Annotated in this window: 16 protein-coding genes; 3 read left to right on the top strand and 13 right to left on the bottom strand. The window is 72.8% G+C overall.

The genetic code is table 11. From position 1 onward, the window contains the following. Positions 1-103 precede the first annotated feature (103 nt). From ACWF9Z_RS12440 to bldG, 4 genes are all read right to left on the bottom strand, one after another. Complete coding sequence (locus ACWF9Z_RS12440) at positions 104-670, bottom strand: small secreted protein (RefSeq protein ID WP_453600826.1); 567 nt, start codon at positions 668-670, stop codon at positions 104-106. 192 nt (positions 671-862) lie between these two features. Further along, the gene (locus ACWF9Z_RS12435; RefSeq protein WP_453600823.1) at positions 863-3295 is read right to left on the bottom strand and encodes a sodium-translocating pyrophosphatase; all 2433 of its coding nucleotides are present in this window, start codon (positions 3293-3295) and stop codon (positions 863-865) included. 855 nt (positions 3296-4150) lie between these two features. After that, positions 4151-4591, bottom strand: coding sequence for an ATP-binding protein (locus tag ACWF9Z_RS12430; RefSeq protein WP_453600821.1), 441 nt, complete (start codon positions 4589-4591; stop codon positions 4151-4153). Between the two features lie 99 nt (positions 4592-4690). Further along, on the bottom strand, positions 4691-5032 hold the full coding sequence (gene bldG / locus ACWF9Z_RS12425; protein WP_356655879.1) for an anti-sigma factor antagonist BldG: 342 nt from the start codon (positions 5030-5032) through the stop codon (positions 4691-4693). Positions 5033-5113: 81 nt separating this feature from the next. Between bldG and ACWF9Z_RS12420 the strand changes: the two genes are divergently transcribed. After that, entirely contained in the window at positions 5114-7567 is a 2454-nt protein-coding gene (locus ACWF9Z_RS12420) for a DEAD/DEAH box helicase (protein WP_453600819.1), read from the top strand. Here ACWF9Z_RS12420 and ACWF9Z_RS12415 read toward each other — a convergent pair. From ACWF9Z_RS12415 to ssd, 7 genes are all read right to left on the bottom strand, one after another. Beyond that, the gene (locus ACWF9Z_RS12415; RefSeq protein ID WP_453600817.1) at positions 7533-7931 is read right to left on the bottom strand and encodes an Rv3654c family TadE-like protein; all 399 of its coding nucleotides are present in this window, start codon (positions 7929-7931) and stop codon (positions 7533-7535) included. The genes ACWF9Z_RS12420 and ACWF9Z_RS12415 overlap by 35 nt on opposite strands. Positions 7932-8167: 236 nt before the next feature. Beyond that, positions 8168-8521, bottom strand: coding sequence for a TadE family type IV pilus minor pilin (locus tag ACWF9Z_RS12410; RefSeq protein WP_453600814.1), 354 nt, complete (start codon positions 8519-8521; stop codon positions 8168-8170). Beyond that, the gene (locus ACWF9Z_RS12405) at positions 8508-8705 is read right to left on the bottom strand and encodes a DUF4244 domain-containing protein (RefSeq protein WP_453600811.1); all 198 of its coding nucleotides are present in this window, start codon (positions 8703-8705) and stop codon (positions 8508-8510) included. Before ACWF9Z_RS12405 ends, ACWF9Z_RS12410 begins: the two co-directional genes overlap by 14 nt. Positions 8706-8767: 62 nt before the next feature. After that, on the bottom strand, positions 8768-9559 hold the full coding sequence (locus ACWF9Z_RS12400) for a type II secretion system F family protein (RefSeq protein WP_453600808.1): 792 nt from the start codon (positions 9557-9559) through the stop codon (positions 8768-8770). Beyond that, positions 9559-10455, bottom strand: a complete 897-nt coding sequence (locus ACWF9Z_RS12395; protein WP_453600805.1) for a type II secretion system F family protein — start codon at positions 10453-10455, stop codon at positions 9559-9561. Before ACWF9Z_RS12395 ends, ACWF9Z_RS12400 begins: the two co-directional genes overlap by 1 nt. Further along, a complete protein-coding gene (locus ACWF9Z_RS12390; RefSeq protein WP_453600803.1) occupies positions 10452-11600 on the bottom strand; it encodes a TadA family conjugal transfer-associated ATPase in 1149 nt (382 codons plus the stop codon). Before ACWF9Z_RS12390 ends, ACWF9Z_RS12395 begins: the two co-directional genes overlap by 4 nt. After that, complete coding sequence (gene ssd / locus ACWF9Z_RS12385; RefSeq protein WP_453601094.1) at positions 11597-12730, bottom strand: septum site-determining protein Ssd; 1134 nt, start codon at positions 12728-12730, stop codon at positions 11597-11599. Before ssd ends, ACWF9Z_RS12390 begins: the two co-directional genes overlap by 4 nt. A gap of 508 nt (positions 12731-13238) precedes the next feature. Here ssd and ACWF9Z_RS12380 point away from each other — a divergent pair. Beyond that, positions 13239-14108 carry an HAD family hydrolase gene (locus tag ACWF9Z_RS12380; protein ID WP_453600802.1) on the top strand — a complete coding sequence of 290 codons (870 nt, stop codon included), beginning with the start codon at positions 13239-13241 and terminating at the stop codon, positions 14106-14108. A gap of 529 nt (positions 14109-14637) precedes the next feature. On the opposite strand, the gene ACWF9Z_RS12375 is transcribed toward ACWF9Z_RS12380, so the two are convergent. Beyond that, entirely contained in the window at positions 14638-15474 is an 837-nt protein-coding gene (locus tag ACWF9Z_RS12375; protein ID WP_453600799.1) for an oxidoreductase, read from the bottom strand. Between the two features lie 109 nt (positions 15475-15583). Between ACWF9Z_RS12375 and ACWF9Z_RS12370 the strand changes: the two genes are divergently transcribed. Continuing rightward, the gene (locus tag ACWF9Z_RS12370; protein WP_453600797.1) at positions 15584-16609 is read left to right on the top strand and encodes an ATP-binding protein; all 1026 of its coding nucleotides are present in this window, start codon (positions 15584-15586) and stop codon (positions 16607-16609) included. On the opposite strand, the gene ACWF9Z_RS12365 is transcribed toward ACWF9Z_RS12370, so the two are convergent. After that, complete coding sequence (locus ACWF9Z_RS12365; protein WP_453600795.1) at positions 16563-17894, bottom strand: hypothetical protein; 1332 nt, start codon at positions 17892-17894, stop codon at positions 16563-16565. The genes ACWF9Z_RS12370 and ACWF9Z_RS12365 overlap by 47 nt on opposite strands. Positions 17895-18038: the final 144 nt, after the last annotated feature.

Below are 18038 nucleotides of genomic sequence, written 5' to 3'. Positions count from 1 at the left end.
CCACCCACCCCCCGCGGGGTCGGGGCGGGGCACCCACCCGCCCCGCGCCCCCGCGGGGGCCCCAGCCCCCCCGCCGCCTCCGGGGGGGCGGCCCGCGCCAGGCCTAGGACTTCGCCGGTGACGGGGTCGTCACCTGGCAGCCCTTCTGACCGTTCATCGCCTTGTCCAGGCCGCCCGCCTTGAGCTGGTCGAGCGCGTCCTTGCCACCCTTGGTCGCTTCTTCCAGGCCGCCCGCCACGTCCTTGAGGCCCTCGGCGAACTTGCCCTGGTCCTTGGGGTCGAGGGCGTCCATCTTCGCCTTCAGGGCGGTGTATCCCTGCGACGTGGCCTCGAAGCCCGTGACCGCGGCGGTCTGGGTGCTCTGGCCGTCCTTGACCGGCGGAACACCCGCCCCCTGCAAGGCCGCACCCATCGACTTGTACGCCTCGGACATCGTCCCGAAGGCCGCCGAGTCGGTCGACTGGACCTCCTCGGGCTTGCTGCTCTCGGTAGCCACCCGCTTGATGTCCGTGTTGGCCTGCTCGATCTTCTTGAGCTCGGGCTGCCAGCTGTCACAGACCTTCTTGGCCCAGGCGTCGGTCTTCTTGTCGCCGTCGTCCCCGCCGCAGCCGGACAGGACGAGCATCAGCACCGCACCGCCCGACACTGCGGCCGCAAGCTTCTTGTTCACCGGATTGGTCCCTTCGAAGACTCTCGGCCGGAAGATACACGCCCCCCATCCGGGAAACACAAAGGCGGACAGACGGCGCGTCAGTCCGCGCCGCCCGTCCGCCGTTCGGGCGTACGATCGAGTCCGATCAGGTGCCCGGTCCGTGGACCTCGGAAACCCGGGAGCTCGGGAGGAGTCCAGGGCCTCCGGAGCTCAGGACGAGACCACCGTCGCCGGATCGGCCGACTGGCCCATCCGCTCGGCCGTCCCGGCCCCGCCGGCGCTCTCGTTCTCGCCCTCGCCCTCCTCGCCGACCGTGATGCCGCGGCGCTTGGAGACGTACACCGCGCCGACGATGACGCCGATCGCGAGGACCGCGACGACGGCCCGCACGGTCGCGTTGGCGTCCGCGCCGTAGCTGAACTGCACGACGGCGGGAGCGATCAGCAGCGCCACCAGGTTCATGACCTTGAGCAGCGGGTTGATGGCCGGACCGGCGGTGTCCTTGAACGGGTCGCCGACCGTGTCGCCGATGACGACGGCCTCGTGGGCCGCGCTGCCCTTGCCGCCGTGGTGCCCGTCCTCGACGAGCTTCTTCGCGTTGTCCCACGCACCACCGGAATTGGCGAGGAAGACCGCCATCAGCGTGCCCGTGCCGATGGCTCCGGCCAGGAAGGACCCGAGGGCGCCGACGCCGAGCGAGAACCCGACGGCGATGGGGGTGAGGACCGCGAGCAGGCCGGGCGTGGCGAGTTCGCGCAGCGCGTCCTTGGTGCAGATGTCCACGACGCGCCCGTACTCGGGCTTCTCGGTGTAGTCCATGATCCCGGGGTGCTCGCGGAACTGCCTGCGCACCTCGTAGACCACCGCGCCGGCCGAGCGGGCGACGGCGTTGATGGCCAGTCCGGAGAACAGGAACACGACCGCCGCGCCCAGGATCAGACCGACCAGGTTGTTGGGCTGCGCGATGTCCAGGCTGAGGTTCATCTCCCCCGCCTTGGCACCGACCTCCCGGACCGCGTTCGCGATGGCGTCGTTGTACGAGCCGAACAGCGCGGCCGCGGCCAGCACGGCCGTGGCGATGGCGATGCCCTTGGTGATGGCCTTGGTGGTGTTGCCCACCGCGTCCAGGTCGGTCAGCACCTGCGCACCGGCGCCCTCGACGTCGCCGGACATCTCCGCGATGCCCTGGGCGTTGTCGGAGACCGGCCCGAAGGTGTCCATGGCGACGATGACGCCGACGGTGGTGAGCAGGCCGGTGCCGGCCAGGGCCACGGCGAAGAGCGCCAGCATGATCGAGGTGCCGCCGAGCAGGAACGCCCCGTAGACGCCGAGGCCGATGAGCAGCGCCGTGTAGACGGCGGACTCCAGGCCCACGGAGATGCCGGCGAGGACGACGGTGGCCGCGCCGGTCAGGGAGGACTTGCCGATGTCCCGGACGGGACGGCGGTTGGTCTCGGTGAAGTAGCCGGTGAGCTGCTGGATCAGGGCCGCGAGCACGATGCCGATGGCGACGGCGACGAGGGCCAGGATCCGCGGGTCTCCGGAGTGGGCGAGGATCGCGGCGTCGTCGACGCCCATGAGCTCCTTGTAGGTGCCCGGCAGGTAGGTGTAGACGGCGACCGCGACGAGCACCAGCGAGATGACCGCGGAGATGAAGAACCCGCGGTTGATGGCGGTCATTCCGCTGCGGTCGGTGCGCCGCGGGGAGACCGCGAAAATGCCGATCATGGCGGTGACGACCCCGATGGCGGGGACGATCAGCGGGAAGGCCAGGCCCAGGTCGCCGAAGGCGGCCTTGCCGAGGATCAGGGCCGCCACGAGGGTGACGGCGTACGACTCGAAGAGGTCGGCGGCCATCCCCGCGCAGTCTCCGACGTTGTCGCCCACGTTGTCGGCGATGGTCGCGGCATTGCGCGGGTCGTCCTCCGGAATGCCCTGCTCGACCTTGCCGACCAGGTCGGCGCCGACGTCGGCGGCCTTGGTGAAGATGCCGCCGCCCACGCGCATGAACATCGCGATCAGGGCGGCGCCGAGTCCGAAGCCCTCCAGGACCTTGGGGGCGTCGGCGGCGTAGACGAGCACGACGCAGGACGCGCCGAGCAGGCCGAGGCCGACGGTGAACATGCCCACCACGCCGCCGGTGCGGAACGCGATCCGCATGGCCTTGTGGGAGACCTCGGTCAGGTCCTTGGCCGGCGCACCCTCGGCGGGGGTGGCCTCGCGGGCGGCCGCGGCGACGCGGACGTTGGCGCGGACCGCGAGGCGCATGCCGATGTAGCCGGTGGCGGCCGAGAAGAGCGCGCCGACCAGGAAGAAGGCGGAGCGTCCCGACCGCTGCGTCCAGTCGTCGGCGGGAAGCAGGAAGAGCAGGAAGAACACGACGACGGCGAAGACGCCGAGCGTGCGCAGCTGCCGGCCGAGGTAGGCGTTGGCGCCCTCCTGGACGGCGGCGGCGATCTCCTTCATGGATGGGGTGCCCTCGTCGGCGGCGAGGACCTGGCGGACCAGGATCTGCGCGACGACGAGCGCGGCGACGGCGACGGCCGCGATGACCATCACGATGAGCCGGTTGTCATCGGTGAGTACTGCGGATGCCAGGTCCGTGGTGCGACCGGGCGCGATAGGGGTGAAGAGCCCCGTCATTCGTCCTCCTTGACGTGATGAGCTCAAGATGTGGACGGATTGTAGGGAGCGCGGCGGGATCAAAACAGTACGCGGGAAACCGAATTGGCCTGCACTTGCTCCTCACCAATAGATCCGGTCACTCCATTACCCTCGAAAGAGGTAATGGGGCAAAAGCATTGACGCCTGATCATCGATCTAGGAAATAGCCGGTGTTCCTCTTCAGAATTGATCTACGGGAGCCGTGAAAAGCCCTGCTCGACAGGCCTTTGAATAAGATCAGAAGATACGTCGGCACGCGCGGCGGAAGATCTCCGGAAGCCACTGACCCGGGATCTCCCGGGATCTCCCGGGCCCTACCGGGACCCTTTCGGCCTCCCGTCGGCATCCGGGCCGACGCCGAAACTCGCCGCGGCGCGCCACCCCCGGCGGCGCGGACTGCGCGGGCGCCACGGGGCGGGTACGGGGCCGACGGGTGCGGAGGGGCCAGAGGGGCGGGAGAGGATGCGGAGGGCATGCGGAGGGCTGGGAGCCGGGTGCGCGGACGCGGCGGGACGCGGGCCGGACCGGAGGCGGGTCAGGGCCGGGAACGGGTCAGAGGCCAGACCAGGCCTGGCCGGGGACGGGGCGCGGGCGGGTCAGGGGCGGGAACGCGCACCCGCGAGCGCCGGGACAGGGGCGAGCCCGCCCGGAACATGGCTCAGGGCACGACAAAGCCGGACCGGAGCCCGGTGGGGGCGGCGGCCCGGTGGGGGCGGCGGCGGCCCGGTGAAGGCAACAGCCCCGCCGGTGAGGCGCCGGTGGCTGGCCCGGGGGCAGCCCGAAGTCGCCGAAGCGCCCGACGGCCCACAGGGCGCCGGGGCACCCCCGCAGGGGCTACGGCAGGTCGGAGGCGCCCGAGACGGGCCACCTCATCCGAATGGTCCCGCCCGCTTCACCGCCGAGCACCTCGACGTCGTCGACCAGACCGCTGATCACGGCGAGGCCCATCTCGTCCTCGCCCTCGACATCGGGGTCCAGGACGGCCTCGATCCCGGTCATGCCCGCGCCCGGACCACCGGCCGGCCCGGGAACCTCGTCGCCGACCTCGATGGAGAACACCTTCTCCTCCTCGGTCAGCACGACCCGGACGGGCGCGTTCAGCCCGTTGTTGCGGTGCAGTCCGACGGCGCGCGAGCAGGCCTCGCCCACGGCGAGGCGAACCTCGTCGAGGACGGCTTCCTCCACGCCCGCCCGCCGCGCCACGGCGGCCGCGACCAGGCGGGCCGTCCGGACGTGTTCGGGCTGGGCGCTGAAGCGCAGTTCAACGGTGGCCATGCGCGTCCCCCTCGGACTACGGGCGTGCCTTACAGGGGCCCGGACCACCTGTGGCCCGGTGCCCCCCGCTCCTCAACGGCCGTTTCGCCGCGAGGGCCGTCAGTCGGTAGCGCTGACGGCCTCGTCCACGGAGTTGTGGATCGGGAACACCTTGGTCAGACCGGTGATTCGGAAGATCTTCAGGATGCGCTCCTGGTTGCACACCAGACGCAGCGAGCCCTCGTGCGCGCGGACGCGCTTGAGGCCTCCCACGAGCACACCAAGTCCGGTGGAGTCGAGGAAGTCGACCCCCTCCATGTCGACAACCAGGTGGTAGCTGCCGTCGTTCACCAACTCGACCAACTGCTCGCGCAGCTTGGGCGCGGTATACACATCAATCTCGCCACCGACCACCACGACCGTACGGTCGCCGACAGTGCGAGTCGACAGGGACAGGTCCACGGATCCTCCAGCACCTTGCTATCGAGCGGCGCCCCCCAGGGGCCTCGCCACCCGAAGGTATGCGAGGGATTGGCTGCCGCGATGGCATTCAATCACTTACCGGCAGGCGTGCACGACGCCTTGGGACCATTGTCCCGCACGCCGGTGACACACTCGGTTCCAATGGCCAACACTCACCGTCCCGGTCGGCCCACGGCTCCCGCGGACGCTCGACCCACTCCCGGCACGGTCCTGGACCGGCTGTCACGGGGGCCTTCCCGGGCTGCGCGCATCACCCATACGGAGCACTTGCCCCCTCGGGAGGGCCGTCATGCAGTTTGGCCGGATCGCATCCGAACGGATGTCGTGGCGGCGATCGAGGCCGCCGGGATCGGCCACCCGTGGGAACACCAGGCCGCCGCCGCCGAGCACGCCCTCGACGGCGAGTCGCTGGTCGTCGCCACCGGAACCGCCTCCGGGAAGTCGCTGGCCTACCTCGCGCCCGTGCTGTCCGCCCTGGCCGACGGCGCGGAGGCACCCAACGGGCGCGGCGCGACCGCCCTGTACCTGTCCCCGACGAAGGCGCTGGCCGCCGACCAGCGACGCGCCGTACGGGAACTGGCCGGCCCGCTCGGCAACGCGATCCGCCCCGCCGTGTACGACGGGGACACCCCCGTGGAGGAACGCGAGTGGGTGCGCCAGTACGCCAACTACGTCCTCACCAATCCCGACATGCTGCACCGCGGGATCCTCCCGGCCCACCCGCGCTGGTCCGCCTTCCTGCGGTCCCTGCGCTACGTCGTGATCGACGAGTGCCACACCTACCGCGGCGTCTTCGGCTCCCACGTGGCCCAGGTCCTGCGCCGTCTGCGGCGGCTGTGCGCCCGCTACGGCTCCGATCCCGTCTTCCTGCTGGCATCGGCCACCGCGAGCGACCCGGCGGCCGCTGCGGGCCGCCTGACGGGCCTGCCGGTGGTCGAGATCACCGCGGACGCCTCTCCGCGCGGCGAGGTCGTCTTCGCCCTGTGGGAGCCGCCCCTGACCGATCTCAAGGGCGAGAAGGGCGCACCCGTACGCCGTACGGCCACCGCCGAGACGGCCGACCTCCTGACGGACCTGGTCGTCCAGGGCGTCCGTACGGTCGCCTTCGTCCGCTCCCGGCGCGGCGCGGAGCTGACCGCCGTCATCGCCCAGGAGCGGCTCGCCTCCGTCGACCGCTCGCTGCCCGGGCGCGTCGCGGCCTACCGGGGCGGCTACCTGCCCGAGGAGCGCCGCGCCCTGGAGCGGGCCCTGCACTCGGGCGAACTGCTCGGCCTGGCCGCCACGACCGCCCTGGAGCTGGGCGTGGACGTCTCCGGGCTCGACGCCGTCCTGATCACCGGCTACCCCGGCACCCGCGCCTCCCTGTGGCAGCAGGCCGGCCGGGCCGGGCGCGCCGGACAGGGCGCGCTGGCGATCCTGATCGCCCGCGACGACCCGCTGGACACCTACCTGGTCCACCACCCCGAGGCCCTCTTCCAGCGGCCGGTGGAGGCGACGGTCCTCGATCCCGACAACCCGTACGTCCTGGCCCCGCACCTGTGCGCGGCCGCGGCGGAGCTGCCCCTGACCGAGGCCGACCTCGTCCTCTTCGGCCCGGCGGCGCGCGAGCTCCTGCCCCAGCTGGAAGCGGCGAAGCTGCTGCGCCGGCGGGCCACGGCCTGGCACTGGACCCGCCGCGAGCGGGCCTCGGACCTCACCGACATCCGGGGCGACGGCGGCCGCCCGGTCCAGATCGTCGAGTCCTCCACCGGCCGGCTGCTGGGGACGGTCGACGAGGCCGCCTCCCACACGGCCGTCCACGACGGGGCCGTCCACCTCCACCAGGGCCGCACGTACCTCGTGAAGCGCCTGGACCTGGAGGATTCGGTCGCCCTCGTCGAGGAGGCGAACCCGCCGTTCTCCACGACCGCCCGCGACACGACCGCGATCTCCGTCCTGGAGACCGAGACGGAGGTCGCCTGGGGCCGGGGGCGGCTCTGTTTCGGCTCCGTGGAAGTCACCCACCAGGTCGTTTCCTACCTGCGCCGCAAACTGATCACCGGCGAGGTGCTCGGCGAGGCGAAACTGGACCTGCCGCCCCGCACCCTGCGCACCCGGGCCGTGTGGTGGACGGTCACCGAGGACCAGCTCGACGAGGCCCGGATCAACCCGGAGATCCTCGGCGGCGCCCTGCACGCCGCCGAACACGCCTCCATCGGCCTGCTCCCGCTCTTCGCCACCTGCGACCGCTGGGACATCGGCGGGGTCTCCGTCCCGCTGCATCCCGACACCCTCCTCCCGACGGTCTTCGTCTACGACGGCCACCCGGGCGGCGCCGGGTTCGCGGAGCGTGCCTTCCACACGGCTCACGCCTGGCTGACGGCGACCCGCGACGCGATCGCCGCCTGCGAGTGCGAGGCCGGCTGCCCGTCCTGCATCCAGTCCCCGAAGTGCGGCAACGGCAACGACCCCCTCCACAAACGCGGCGCCATCCGCCTCCTCACCCGCCTCCTGGAAGAAGCCCCCGCTCCCTGACCGCGGGTCCGCCACCGCCGTCGCCTGGGCCGCCGTCGCCGGGGGCGCCGTCGCCTCGGCCGGGCTCCCGAGCAAGCGGCGGGCCCGCTCGGGAGCGGAGTTCCGGCGCGAAGCGGCCCGTCGGAGCACGGGCCCGGACCTCGGCGACCTCGCCTGACAGCACGCATCCGGTGACCCGCGCGCCCTGCGCCGCCGCCACCCGTACGGCGGCGGCACAGGCGGCCTCCGGCCCGTGGGCCCAGGTCGCCGCCGCCGCGAGGGCCGCCAGGTCCGCTGCGGCCGCGGCGCGGTGGCGGGCCACGACCGCCTGCCCCAGCAGCAGCACCCCGCCGAAGACCGCCACCAGCGCGGTCGCCACCACCACCGCCCACACGGTCGCCGATCCCCGGTCCCGGCCTTGACCCCCGACCGGGCCGCTATCCCGGCCTTGAACCCCGACCGGGCCGCTATCCCGGCCTTGAACCCCGACCGGGCCCCTGCCCCGGCCTTGAACCCCGACCGGGCCCCGACCCCGGAAGGGATCCCTGCCTCGGCCCCGGCCCCGGAGGGGATCCCGGACCCGGTACCGGACCGGGGCCGGGGCCGGGTCCCGCTCCCCCGTCATGGCGGCGGTCCCACGGAGTCCTCCGCCAAGGCGGCCGCCCGCGCGGTGAGGCGGACCGGGAGGGCGGCCGGGCCCGGGGCGGGGGCCGACACGAGGACCCGCCACAGGTCTCCCGTCCGCGTGAGCTCCACCCGGGCGCCGGGCGGGGCGGCCGCCTGCGCCGCCGCCACCGCCGAGCCCGGCGGCTCCGACCGGGCCGCCGCACGGGCACCGGCCCGAGCGGCGTCCACGCACCGGATCTGCCCGGCGGCCGCCATCAGCGCCCACACCAGGAGCGCCGCGAACAACACCAGCGCCGGAATCACCAAGGCCGCCTCCGCCGTCACATATCCCCGGTCAGAACGGCGCATCGAGCGCCTTCCCGATGGTCGACTGAAGTGCCGTCGAGACCACTTCGCTCGTCACCACCTTGTACAGAACGGCCGCGAATGCACAGGCTGCGATCGTGCCCATGGCGTATTCCGAGGTCGACATTCCCGCATCGCCCCCACGCCCCTTCAGCACCGCGCGCACACGAAACCAGATGATCCTCATGGCAACCTCCCGTTGGTTCGACTTCTTGACGTGATCTCAGATGGTGATTTCAGATGCTCATTTCAGGTGCCCGACAGGAGACCGGAAGCCATACCGATCACCACGGGAGCCACTCCCATCGCAAGAAATGCGGGGAGAAAGCACAGCCCCACCGGCGCCGTGACGAGAACCGCGGCCCGCTGCGCACGGGCTCCCGCCTCCCGCGCCCGGTCCGCCCGAAGGGCCGCCGCGAGCCGGGAGACCGGTTCGGACGCGGGCGCCCCCGTCCGCGCGGAGCGCTCCAGGCATTCGGCGAGCGCGCGGGCTCCCGGTATCCGCGCCAAGCTCCCCCACGCGTCGCCCGGTTCACCCCCGAGCCGCAGCTCCGCTCCGGCCGTCGCGAGCCGCTCGCCGACCGGGCCGCCCAGCGCCTCCCCCACCACCTCGGCGGCGTCCACCGGTCCGGCTCCGGCCGCCAGGCACGCGGCCAGCAGATCGGCGGCGAAGGGCAGCTGACGCTCCACCTCCTTCGGATCCACCGCCACCGCGCCCCCGGACGGCGGCCGGTTCCGGCCCGTCCACCGCCGGACTCCGAAGGCCGCCGCGCATCCGGCCGCGACACCCGCGAGCCCGCCGATCAGCACCCAGGCCGCCGCCAGGGCCCCGGCCGCGGGGGCCCAGGCCGCCACCGCACGCCGTAGCCGGGGGCCGCCCCGCGGCGGCCTTCGGCGTGCGGCCCGCGGCGCGAGCAGGAGCCTGAGCCTGCGCCGGGCCGTTCGCTCCCGGATCCGCGCCGCCGCCGCGGAGACCGTGCACAGGGCCGCCGCCGTGAGACACAGGGCCGTCCCCAGCCTGTGGACCGCCAAGCCGTCCATCACCGCTCCCCGGCCCGGACGATCCGTCGGCACCACAGCAGCCCCAGCGCCTCCAACAGCCCGCCCGCCAGCAGGCAGCCCCACCCGACCGGCGTGTGCAGCAGCACCCGCAGCGGGTCGGCCCCCAGCCCGGTGCCGATCGACAGACCGGCCACCGGCAGCAAGGCCAGGACCGTCGTCGTCGATCTCGCCCCGGCCAACTGGGCGCGCAGCGACTCCTCCCGGTCCCGCTCGGCCCGCAACGCCCCCTCCAGCCGGTCCAGTCCGGCGGCCAGCCCCGCTCCGCCGTCCACCGAGACCCGCCAGCAGGCGGCCATCGCGGCCAGCCCTTCCGCTCCCGGCTCCCGCGCCGCCTGGCGCAGCGCACCGGGCACGTCGCCGCCGAAGGCCGCCGCGGCCAGGACCCCGGCCTCGGCGGCTCCCGGCCCGCCGGGACCCGACACCGTCCGGCGCATCGCCGCGGTCAGCGCCTGGCCCGGCTGCGCGCCGGACCGCAGCTCGCCCACCACCGCGCCGCAGAGGGCCACCACCTCGGCGGCCCGCGCCGACCGGGCCCGTGCCCGCTCCCTGGCCCGCAGCCACCGGCGCACCAAGGGCAGCGCCGCCGCCCCGGCCAGCAGCGGGATCACCGACCCGCCCAGCAGCGCCAGCACCGCCCCGGCGCCCAGGCAGGCCAGCTCCGGGCCGCGCGCGGCCCGTAACCGGACGGCCATGACCAGCCGCTCCCAGCGCACCGGCCCGCCCGGCACCACCGGTCCCGCCCCCGCCAGTACCGCCTTGGCCCGGCGGGACACCCGGTCGCCCCCGGCCAGCGCCCAGGCGGCCGCCCCGGCGCACAGCACCCCGGCGAACCCCGGCACCGTCACCGTCACCGGCAGCGCGGCCGCGGCGCTCACCGGGCACCTCCGAGCAGCGGGCGCAGCCGCTCCCAGCCCCGCTCCCGCACGAAGCCCCGCACGGCCCAGCGCAGCGCGGGCACGGTGACCACGAGCCCGGCGGGATCCCGCTCCAGCACGTGCACCTCGGCGACCCTGCGCCGTCCGGCCCGGTCCCGTACGAGGTGCAGCACCAGGGTCAGCGCGGCGGCCAGCTGGCTGTGCAGGGCGGCCCGGTCGAGCCCGGCGGCCGTCCCGAGGGCCTCCAGCCGGGCCGGTACGTGGGCGGCGGCATTCGCGTGGACGGTCCCGCAGCCGCCTTCGTGGCCCGTGTTGAGCGCGGCCAGCAGGTCGGCCACCTCGGCGCCCCGGACCTCGCCGACGACGAGCCGGTCGGGCCTCATCCGCAGCGCCTGACGGACCAGGTCGGCCAGGGTGACCAGGCCGGTGCCCTCCTGGTTGGCCGGGCGGGTCTCCAGCCGCACCACGTGCGGATGGTCGGGCCGGAGCTCGGCCGAATCCTCGGCGAGCACGATCCGCTCGCCGGGGCCGACCAGTCCCAGCAGCGCGCTGAGCAAGGTGGTCTTGCCGGTACCCGTGCCGCCGGAGACGAGGAAAGAGAGCCGGGCCTCGACCATGTCGCGCAGCAGCCCCTGCCCGCCGGGCGGCAGTGTCCCGGCCGCCACCAGTTCCTCGAGCGTGAAGGCGCGCGGCCGCACCACCCGCAGGGACAGGCAGGCCGATCCGACGGCGACGGGCGGGAGCACGGCGTGCAGCCGGGTGCCGTCGGGCATCCGGGCGTCCACCCAGGGCCGGGCGTCGTCCAGGCGCCGTCCCGCCACGGCCGCGAGCCGTTGGGCGAGCCTGCGCACGGCCTCGGCGTTCTCGAAGGTCACCCCGGTGAGCTCCAGGCCGCCACCGCGGTCCACCCATACCCGGTCGGGGGCCGCCACCAGGACGTCGGTGACCTCCGGATCGGCGAGCAGTGGCTCCAGTGGGCCCGCGCCGACCAGTTCGGAGCGCAACTCGGCGGCCACGCCGAGCACTTCCGAATCGCCCAGCAGCCTGCCCTGGGCCCGCAGCACCGCCGCCACGCGCGCCGGGGTGGGTTCCGCGCCGCTCTCGGCGAGCCGTCGGCGCACCGCGTCGAGCAGTACCGCGCTCATGCCGTCACCCCCTGGGCGGAGCCGAGCACACGCTGCCAGAAGCCGTCGCAGAAGCGGGCGAGCGCGCCCCGCCCGTGCGATCCCGGCGGCTCCCCCTCGGCCACCCGCCCGGGGAGTCCCACCTCGACGGGCACCTCTCCGGCCAGCGGCGCCCCCAGCAGTCCGGCGACGGCCTCCGCATCGAGCCCGCCGGGCACGCGGCCCCGTACGACCACGCGGACGTCCCGCGCGGCCATCCGGACGCCGGCCGCCACCCGGCCGGCCGCGGCCACCGCCCGCAGTTCGCCGGACACCACCATCAGCACCAGGTCGAGCTGCGCGAGGACTTCGGCCACGGCTTCGTCGATCCGGCGGGGGAGGTCCACCACGACCACCCCGCCCCGTCGGCGCGCGGCGGCCACCACCGAGCGCATCGCGGCGGGCGGCACCACGATCCGGTCGCCGCGGTCCCAGCTGAGCACGCGCAGGGCGTGCAGTTCGGGCAGGGAATCCGCGAGGGCTCCGGCGGCTACCCGTCCCCGTGAGGCCGCGAAGTCGGGCCAGCGCAGCCCTTCCGCGGCTTCTCCCCCGAGCAGGACGTCCAGGCCGCCGCCGAGGGGGTCCGCGTCGATGAGGACGGTCCGCTCCCCGGCTCGGGCGGCACGCAGGGCCAGGGCGCAGGCGAGGGTGGAGGCTCCGGCGCCGCCGCTGCCGCCGATCACCCCGACCGTGAGGGCGGGCCGGCCCGCCCCTTCCACCACGTCGGCGATGCGGTCGACGAGCCGGCTCTCGGCGTCGGGGAGCGTCAGCACCTCCTCGGCGCCGATCTCCAGTGCCCGCTGCCACACGTGGGGGTCGTCCAGGTCCCGGCCGATGAGGAAGACCCCGTCCCGCCTGGGTGCTCCGCGGGCCCTGCGGGCGGCGTCGTCGCCGACCAGGACGAGCGGCGCGGACTCCCAGCCGACGCCCGCGGCGCTCGCGCCACTCCGGTCATCACCCGCTCCGCTTTGCTCGGGCACCGCGTGCCGCACATGCGGCTCGGCTCCCGCGGCGGCGCACAACCGCAGGAGATCGTCGAGGAGCAGGGGGTCCTCGGTGATGATCAGCGGCCGCCCACCGCCCGGCGGGGGCCCGCCGGCACCGGGATCCAGCCAGTCCCCGCCCGTAACCACCAGATCCCGGAGTTCACACGACTTCGTTCCAGCCACGATCTCCGCCTCCTTCTCCACCGCATATCCAACGCCGCGGACTTCGCGGCCGGAATCACCGTGCCGCGATCAGGGAAAAGAAGTGGATCTTGCTCAAAAACTGTGGACAACCGGCCCTGTGAATAACTCGCTCACCCCAACAGGTGAGTTCCGGAGCGCGCCGGAACGACTACGCACCGTGACGAGTTCAAGAGGGTGAGGGCCTTCGCCACGCGGGCTCCGGAAGAGGAAGGGAGCCTGAGGAGTGATCACTTCGGGTCGAAGGCAGGGACGCAAACCGCGTCCGGACATGCGACGACCCCCGCCGGGGGGGAGAGCGGGGGTCGTCCCCACGGTCCGACTCGGGGGGGGAGGAGCCAGACCGGGTTAGCACGGTCGCGAACGATCCGTGACTTCCATGGTGTACCCGAGAGGCTTCTCAGGCAAACCCACGCGCCGCACTTTACGCCGAATGGTGGGCGCATATGCTCGGGGCGTGGAAAACCAGCCCTTGCCGCACTCCGCGCCCCGTACCGCCGCCTTCTTCGACCTGGACAAGACGGTCATTGCGAAGTCGAGCACTCTGACGTTCAGCAAGTCCTTCTACCAGGGCGGCCTGATCAACCGACGGGCCGTGCTGCGCACCGCCTACACCCAGTTCATCTACCTGGCCGGCGGCGCCGACCACGACCAGATGGAACGGATGCGGGAGTACCTGTCCGCCCTCTGCAAGGGGTGGAACGTGCAACAGGTCCGGGAGATCGTCGCCGAGACCCTGCACGACCTCATCGACCCGCTGATCTACGACGAGGCCGCGTCCCTCATCGAGGCCCACCACACCGCGGGCCGCGACGTGGTGATCGTGTCCACCTCCGGCGCCGAAGTGGTCGAGCCCATCGGCGAGATGCTGGGTGCCGACCGCGTCGTCGCCACGCGGATGGTCGTCGGCGACGACGGCTGCTTCACGGGCGAGATCGAGTACTACGCCTACGGACCGACCAAGGCCGAGGCCGTACGCGAGCTCGCGGAGTCCGAGGGGTACGACCTCGCGCGCTGCTACGCGTACAGCGACTCGGCCACCGACGTCCCGATGCTCGAGGCGGTCGGGCACCCGCACGCGGTCAACCCCGACCGCGCGCTGCGGCGCGAGGCCTCGGCGCGCGGGTGGCCCGTGCTGGTGTTCAACCGGCCCGTACGGCTGAAGCAGCGGCTGCCGGGGCTGTCGATGCCCGCCCGCCCGGCGCTGGTCGCCGCGGCGGCGGTGGGAGCGGCCGCGGCCACCGCCGGACTCGTCTGGTACGCGAGCCGTCGGCGAGCCCTCGCGGCGGCCGCCTCGGCCTGACCCGGCTCCGTCCCGGCTCCGTCCCGGCTCCGTCCCGGCCCTCCGCGACACCCTCCGAAACCCGCCGTCGACGCCCTCCGGCGCTCGGCCGGAGGGTGTCCCGACCACCCCGGACCTGCGGCGTTACGGGTGTCCGATAAGCCCCAGGACGCACCGAAAAGCAAAGAAATATGGCCAGGGGTTCCGCTCCGCTCCGAAGCGGAGTACAAAGGAGTCAACGGCCCGCGAGACCAAAGAACATCCGAGAGGATCATCTTTAAAACGCAGTAAGGCCCACGGACCGAAGCACGAACGCCGAGCACCCACGCGACGTCGACCCGTCGATTACGGGCCAGCCGCACCAGGTGACGGGCAAAGCTCCCGACCTGATGGGCATTCATCGAGGACGCTTGGTACCTGGGCGTAAGTGCCAGCGGCGACACCAGAGCAACACGGTGTCGCCGCAACCCATGCCTGGAGACTTCCCGCCCGGCGAGCCCCTCACCGGGGACCTGCCGCCGCTCGGGAGCGACTGCTCAGGAGCGGCCGCTCAGGCGGCGCCGCGCTGGAGCGCCTCGCACACCGCCGTCGATTCGCGGACTCCGAGTTCGATCGCGCGCCCGCAGTGCGCGATCCAGGCCGCCATTCCGTCCGGAGTCCCGGAGACGTAGCCCTGGAAGGCCTCCAGGTAGGCCGCCCGCCCCTGTTCGGCGTGCCCGGCCTCCGCCGGGCAGATCGCCTTCGGGTCCAGGCCGCTGTTGATCAGCACGATCCGTTCCGCCGCCCGCGCCACCAGGCCGTTGTACGAGCCGAAGGGCCGCAGGGCGAGCAGTTCGCCGTGGACGACCGCGCCCGTGATCAGTGCCGGAGCGGAGCCGCCCGCGATGATCAGCCGGGAGAGTCCGTCCAGCCGCCCCGCCACCTCCTGCGCGTCCGGCAGGGGCAGGTCGACCAGGGGCTCGTCGACCGGTTCGCCCGCCAGCCGCGGGCGGCCGACCGCGTCGCCGTCGGCGGTGGAGCCCGACGCCACCAGGTGCAGCCGCGCCAGGACCCGCAGCGGCGACTGGCGCCAGATGCTCAGCAGCTGGCCCGCCTCCGCCGTCAGCCGCAGGGCGGCGCCCACCGTGCGCGCCTCGGCCTCCGCGCCGAAGTCGCTCCGCCGGCGCACCTCCTCCAGCGCCCAGTCGGCCCCGGACAGCGCCGCGCTGCCGCGCGCACCGCGCAGGGCGGCCTCCGAGGTGATCTCCGCGGCCCGGCGGCGCATGATGCGGTGGCCGTAGACCCGGTCCACGGCCTTGCGTACGGAATCCACGGACTCGGCGACGCCCGGGAGCGCGCCCAGCGGGGCGAGCGGGTCGGAGGCGGCGGAAGCAGAAGCGCTACTCATAAGTAGGGAGCCTACGCACTGCTCCCCCATAGCACCGACCCCTCCTTGGAGTGGTCTTCTTCACTCGCTCACGCCACACACAGCCACCTACCCACTACGCTTGGTGAACATGAAGATCGCTTTCGTGGGGAAGGGCGGCAGCGGGAAGACCACGCTGTCCTCCCTTTTCATCCGCCACCTCGCCGCCAATGAAGCTCCCGTCGTCGCGGTGGACGCCGACATCAACCAGCACCTGGGCGCCGCGCTCGGGCTCAGCGAGGACGAAGCGGCCGCACTGCCCGCACTGGGCGCGCACCTGCCGCTCATCAAGGACTACCTGCGGGGATCCAATCCGCGCATCGCGTCCGCAGACACGATGATCAAGACCACCCCGCCCGGCGCGGGCTCGCGACTGCTGCGCGTGAACGAGGACAACCCGGTCTACCAGGCCTGCGCGCGCACGCTGCTGCTCGACGGCGACCCCGTACGGCTGATGGCCACGGGTCCGTTCACCGAGTCCGATCTGGGAGTGGCCTGTTACCACTCCAAGGTCGGCGCGGTCGAGCTCTGCCTCAACCACCTGGCCGACGGCCCGGACGAGTACGTGGTGGTCGACATGACCGCCGGGTCGGACTCCTTCGCCTCCGGCATGTTCACCCGCTTCGACGTGACCTTCCTGGTCGCCGAGCCGACCCGCAAGGGCGTCTCCGTGTACCGCCAGTACAAGGAGTACGCGCGGGACTTCGGGATCACGCTCAAGGTCGTGGGCAACAAGGTGCAGGGTCCGGAGGACATCGAGTTCCTCCAGGACGAGGCCGGCGAGGACCTGCTGGTCACCGTCGGGCACTCGGACTGGGTCCGCGCGATGGAGAAGGGCCGGCCGGCGGCCTTCGAGCTGCTGGAGGCCACGAACCGGCTGGCCCTGCAGTCCCTTCAGGACGCGGCCGACGACTCCTACGCGCGGCGCGACTGGGCCCGGTACACGGAGCAGATGGTCCACTTCCACCTGCGCAACGCGGAGAGCTGGGGCAACGCGAAGACCGGGGCCGACCTGGCGCAGCAGGTCGACCCCGGATTCGTCCTGCGGGAGCACCCGGGCGGCGGGCCGCTCAGTCCTCGCTCTGACTCGCTTCGGCCGGCTCCGCAGCCGGCTTGACCCCGGCGGGGGCGGCCGGCTTCGCCGGCGGCCCCGCCGTCAGGAACTTGGTCCAGCCCTCCTTCGGCGCCTCGCCGACGTCGAGGCCGCGCATCCACTCCAGGGCCTTCGGGTCCTGTGCGTCCAGCCAGTCCGCCAGCTCGCGGAACGGGACGCAGCGGACCTCCTTCTGCGTGCACATGGTCTTGATGGAGTCCTCGACGGCGTGCATGTAGGTGCCGCCGTTCCAGGACTCGAAGTGGTTGCCGATGATCAGCGGCGCACGATTGCCCCGGTAGGTCCGCTCGAAGGCCTTGAGCAGGCCGTCGCGCATCTGCTCGCCCCAGTAGGCGTGCTGCGAGGGGTCGCCCTGGGTGGTCGTGCCGGACTGGTTCACGAGGTAGTTGTAATCCATGCTGAGCGTCTCGAAGGCGCGGCCCGGCATGGGTACCAACTGCAGCGGGATGTCCCAGAGGCCGTCCGTCTTCTTCGGCCAGATCTGCTTGCTGATGCCGCTGGAGTCGTACCGGAAGCCCATGTCCTTCGCGGCCAGCATGAAGTTCTTCTGGCCCTCGAGGCAGGGGGTGCGGGCCCCGATCATCTCCTTGTCGTAGTCGAACGGGAGGGGCTGCATGCTCTTGAGGGCGGGCGAGTTGGTCTTCCAGTTCTTGACGAACGACTTCGCCTGGTTGATCTCGCTCTTCCACTCCTCGACGGACCAGGTGCCGACCCCGCCGTCGGGGCCGCAGAAGTGGCCGTTGAAGTGGGTGCCGATCTCATTGCCCTCCAGCCAGGCCGCGCGGACCTGGGTGGCGGTGTCCTTGATGCCCTGGGGGTCGCCGAAGCCGATGTCGGAGCGGCCCGAGGCGTGCTGGGGCGCGGTGTAGAGGGAACGCTTCTCCTCCGGGAGCATGTACACGCCGCTGAGGAAGTACGTCATGCGGGCGTTGTACTTCTTGCCGACCTCGCGGAAATGCGAGAAGAGCTTCTGGCTGTCCTCGCCCGCCCCGTCCCAGGAATAGACGACGAACTGCGGCGGCTTTTCGCCGGGCTTCAGCTTCTCCGCCTTCCGCACGTTCGGCTGCAGGCCGGTGTAGGCGGTCGAGCCGTCGCCGATGGGCCGGTTGACGCTGCCGGGAGCCGGGGCCTCCGGGGCGCCGGCGCCCTTCGTGGCCGCCCTGCCTCCGGTGGCCGGGGCGCCGGCGGGCTCCGAGGTGCTGCACCCGGCCACTCCCAGGACCAGCGCCGTGGCGACCAGACCGCCGGCGATCTTCTTCGTGGCCGCCTTCTTCGTGGTGGCAGTCATCCGCCCACCTCTTCCCTCGCAGTTCCATCGCAGGACTTCCGCGCCGCAACGTCCCATGCGGTCCGTTTTTAGGAAAGTGTGACAAGCCGGACTACCTGCCCAATCACTCGTGAGCGCTAATTCCTAGGCCATTTGCCCGCATTA

This window comes from Streptomyces sp. NPDC054961, assembly GCF_053609145.1.
Note: the sequence above shows the minus strand (reverse complement) of the source record. Positions and strands in the feature narration are given on the sequence as shown.

What these genes read in the sequence shown, in the direction of transcription:
- ACWF9Z_RS12375 (WP_453600799.1), bottom strand. Translation starts at nt 15,474, where the DNA reads ATGAGTAGCGCTTCTGCTTCCGCCGCCTCCGACCCGCTCGCCCCGCTG.
- ACWF9Z_RS12370 (WP_453600797.1), top strand. Translation starts at nt 15,584, where the DNA reads ATGAAGATCGCTTTCGTGGGGAAGGGCGGCAGCGGGAAGACCACGCTG.
- ACWF9Z_RS12410 (WP_453600814.1), bottom strand. Translation starts at nt 8,521, where the DNA reads ATGCGCCGTTCTGACCGGGGATATGTGACGGCGGAGGCGGCCTTGGTG.
- ACWF9Z_RS12405 (WP_453600811.1), bottom strand. Translation starts at nt 8,705, where the DNA reads ATGAGGATCATCTGGTTTCGTGTGCGCGCGGTGCTGAAGGGGCGTGGG.
- ACWF9Z_RS12380 (WP_453600802.1), top strand. Translation starts at nt 13,239, where the DNA reads ATGGTGGGCGCATATGCTCGGGGCGTGGAAAACCAGCCCTTGCCGCAC.
- ACWF9Z_RS12430 (WP_453600821.1), bottom strand. Translation starts at nt 4,591, where the DNA reads ATGGCCACCGTTGAACTGCGCTTCAGCGCCCAGCCCGAACACGTCCGG.
- ACWF9Z_RS12420 (WP_453600819.1), top strand. Translation starts at nt 5,114, where the DNA reads ATGGCATTCAATCACTTACCGGCAGGCGTGCACGACGCCTTGGGACCA.
- ACWF9Z_RS12400 (WP_453600808.1), bottom strand. Translation starts at nt 9,559, where the DNA reads ATGGACGGCTTGGCGGTCCACAGGCTGGGGACGGCCCTGTGTCTCACG.
- ACWF9Z_RS12435 (WP_453600823.1), bottom strand. Translation starts at nt 3,295, where the DNA reads ATGACGGGGCTCTTCACCCCTATCGCGCCCGGTCGCACCACGGACCTG.
- ACWF9Z_RS12390 (WP_453600803.1), bottom strand. Translation starts at nt 11,600, where the DNA reads ATGAGCGCGGTACTGCTCGACGCGGTGCGCCGACGGCTCGCCGAGAGC.
- ACWF9Z_RS12365 (WP_453600795.1), bottom strand. Translation starts at nt 17,894, where the DNA reads ATGACTGCCACCACGAAGAAGGCGGCCACGAAGAAGATCGCCGGCGGT.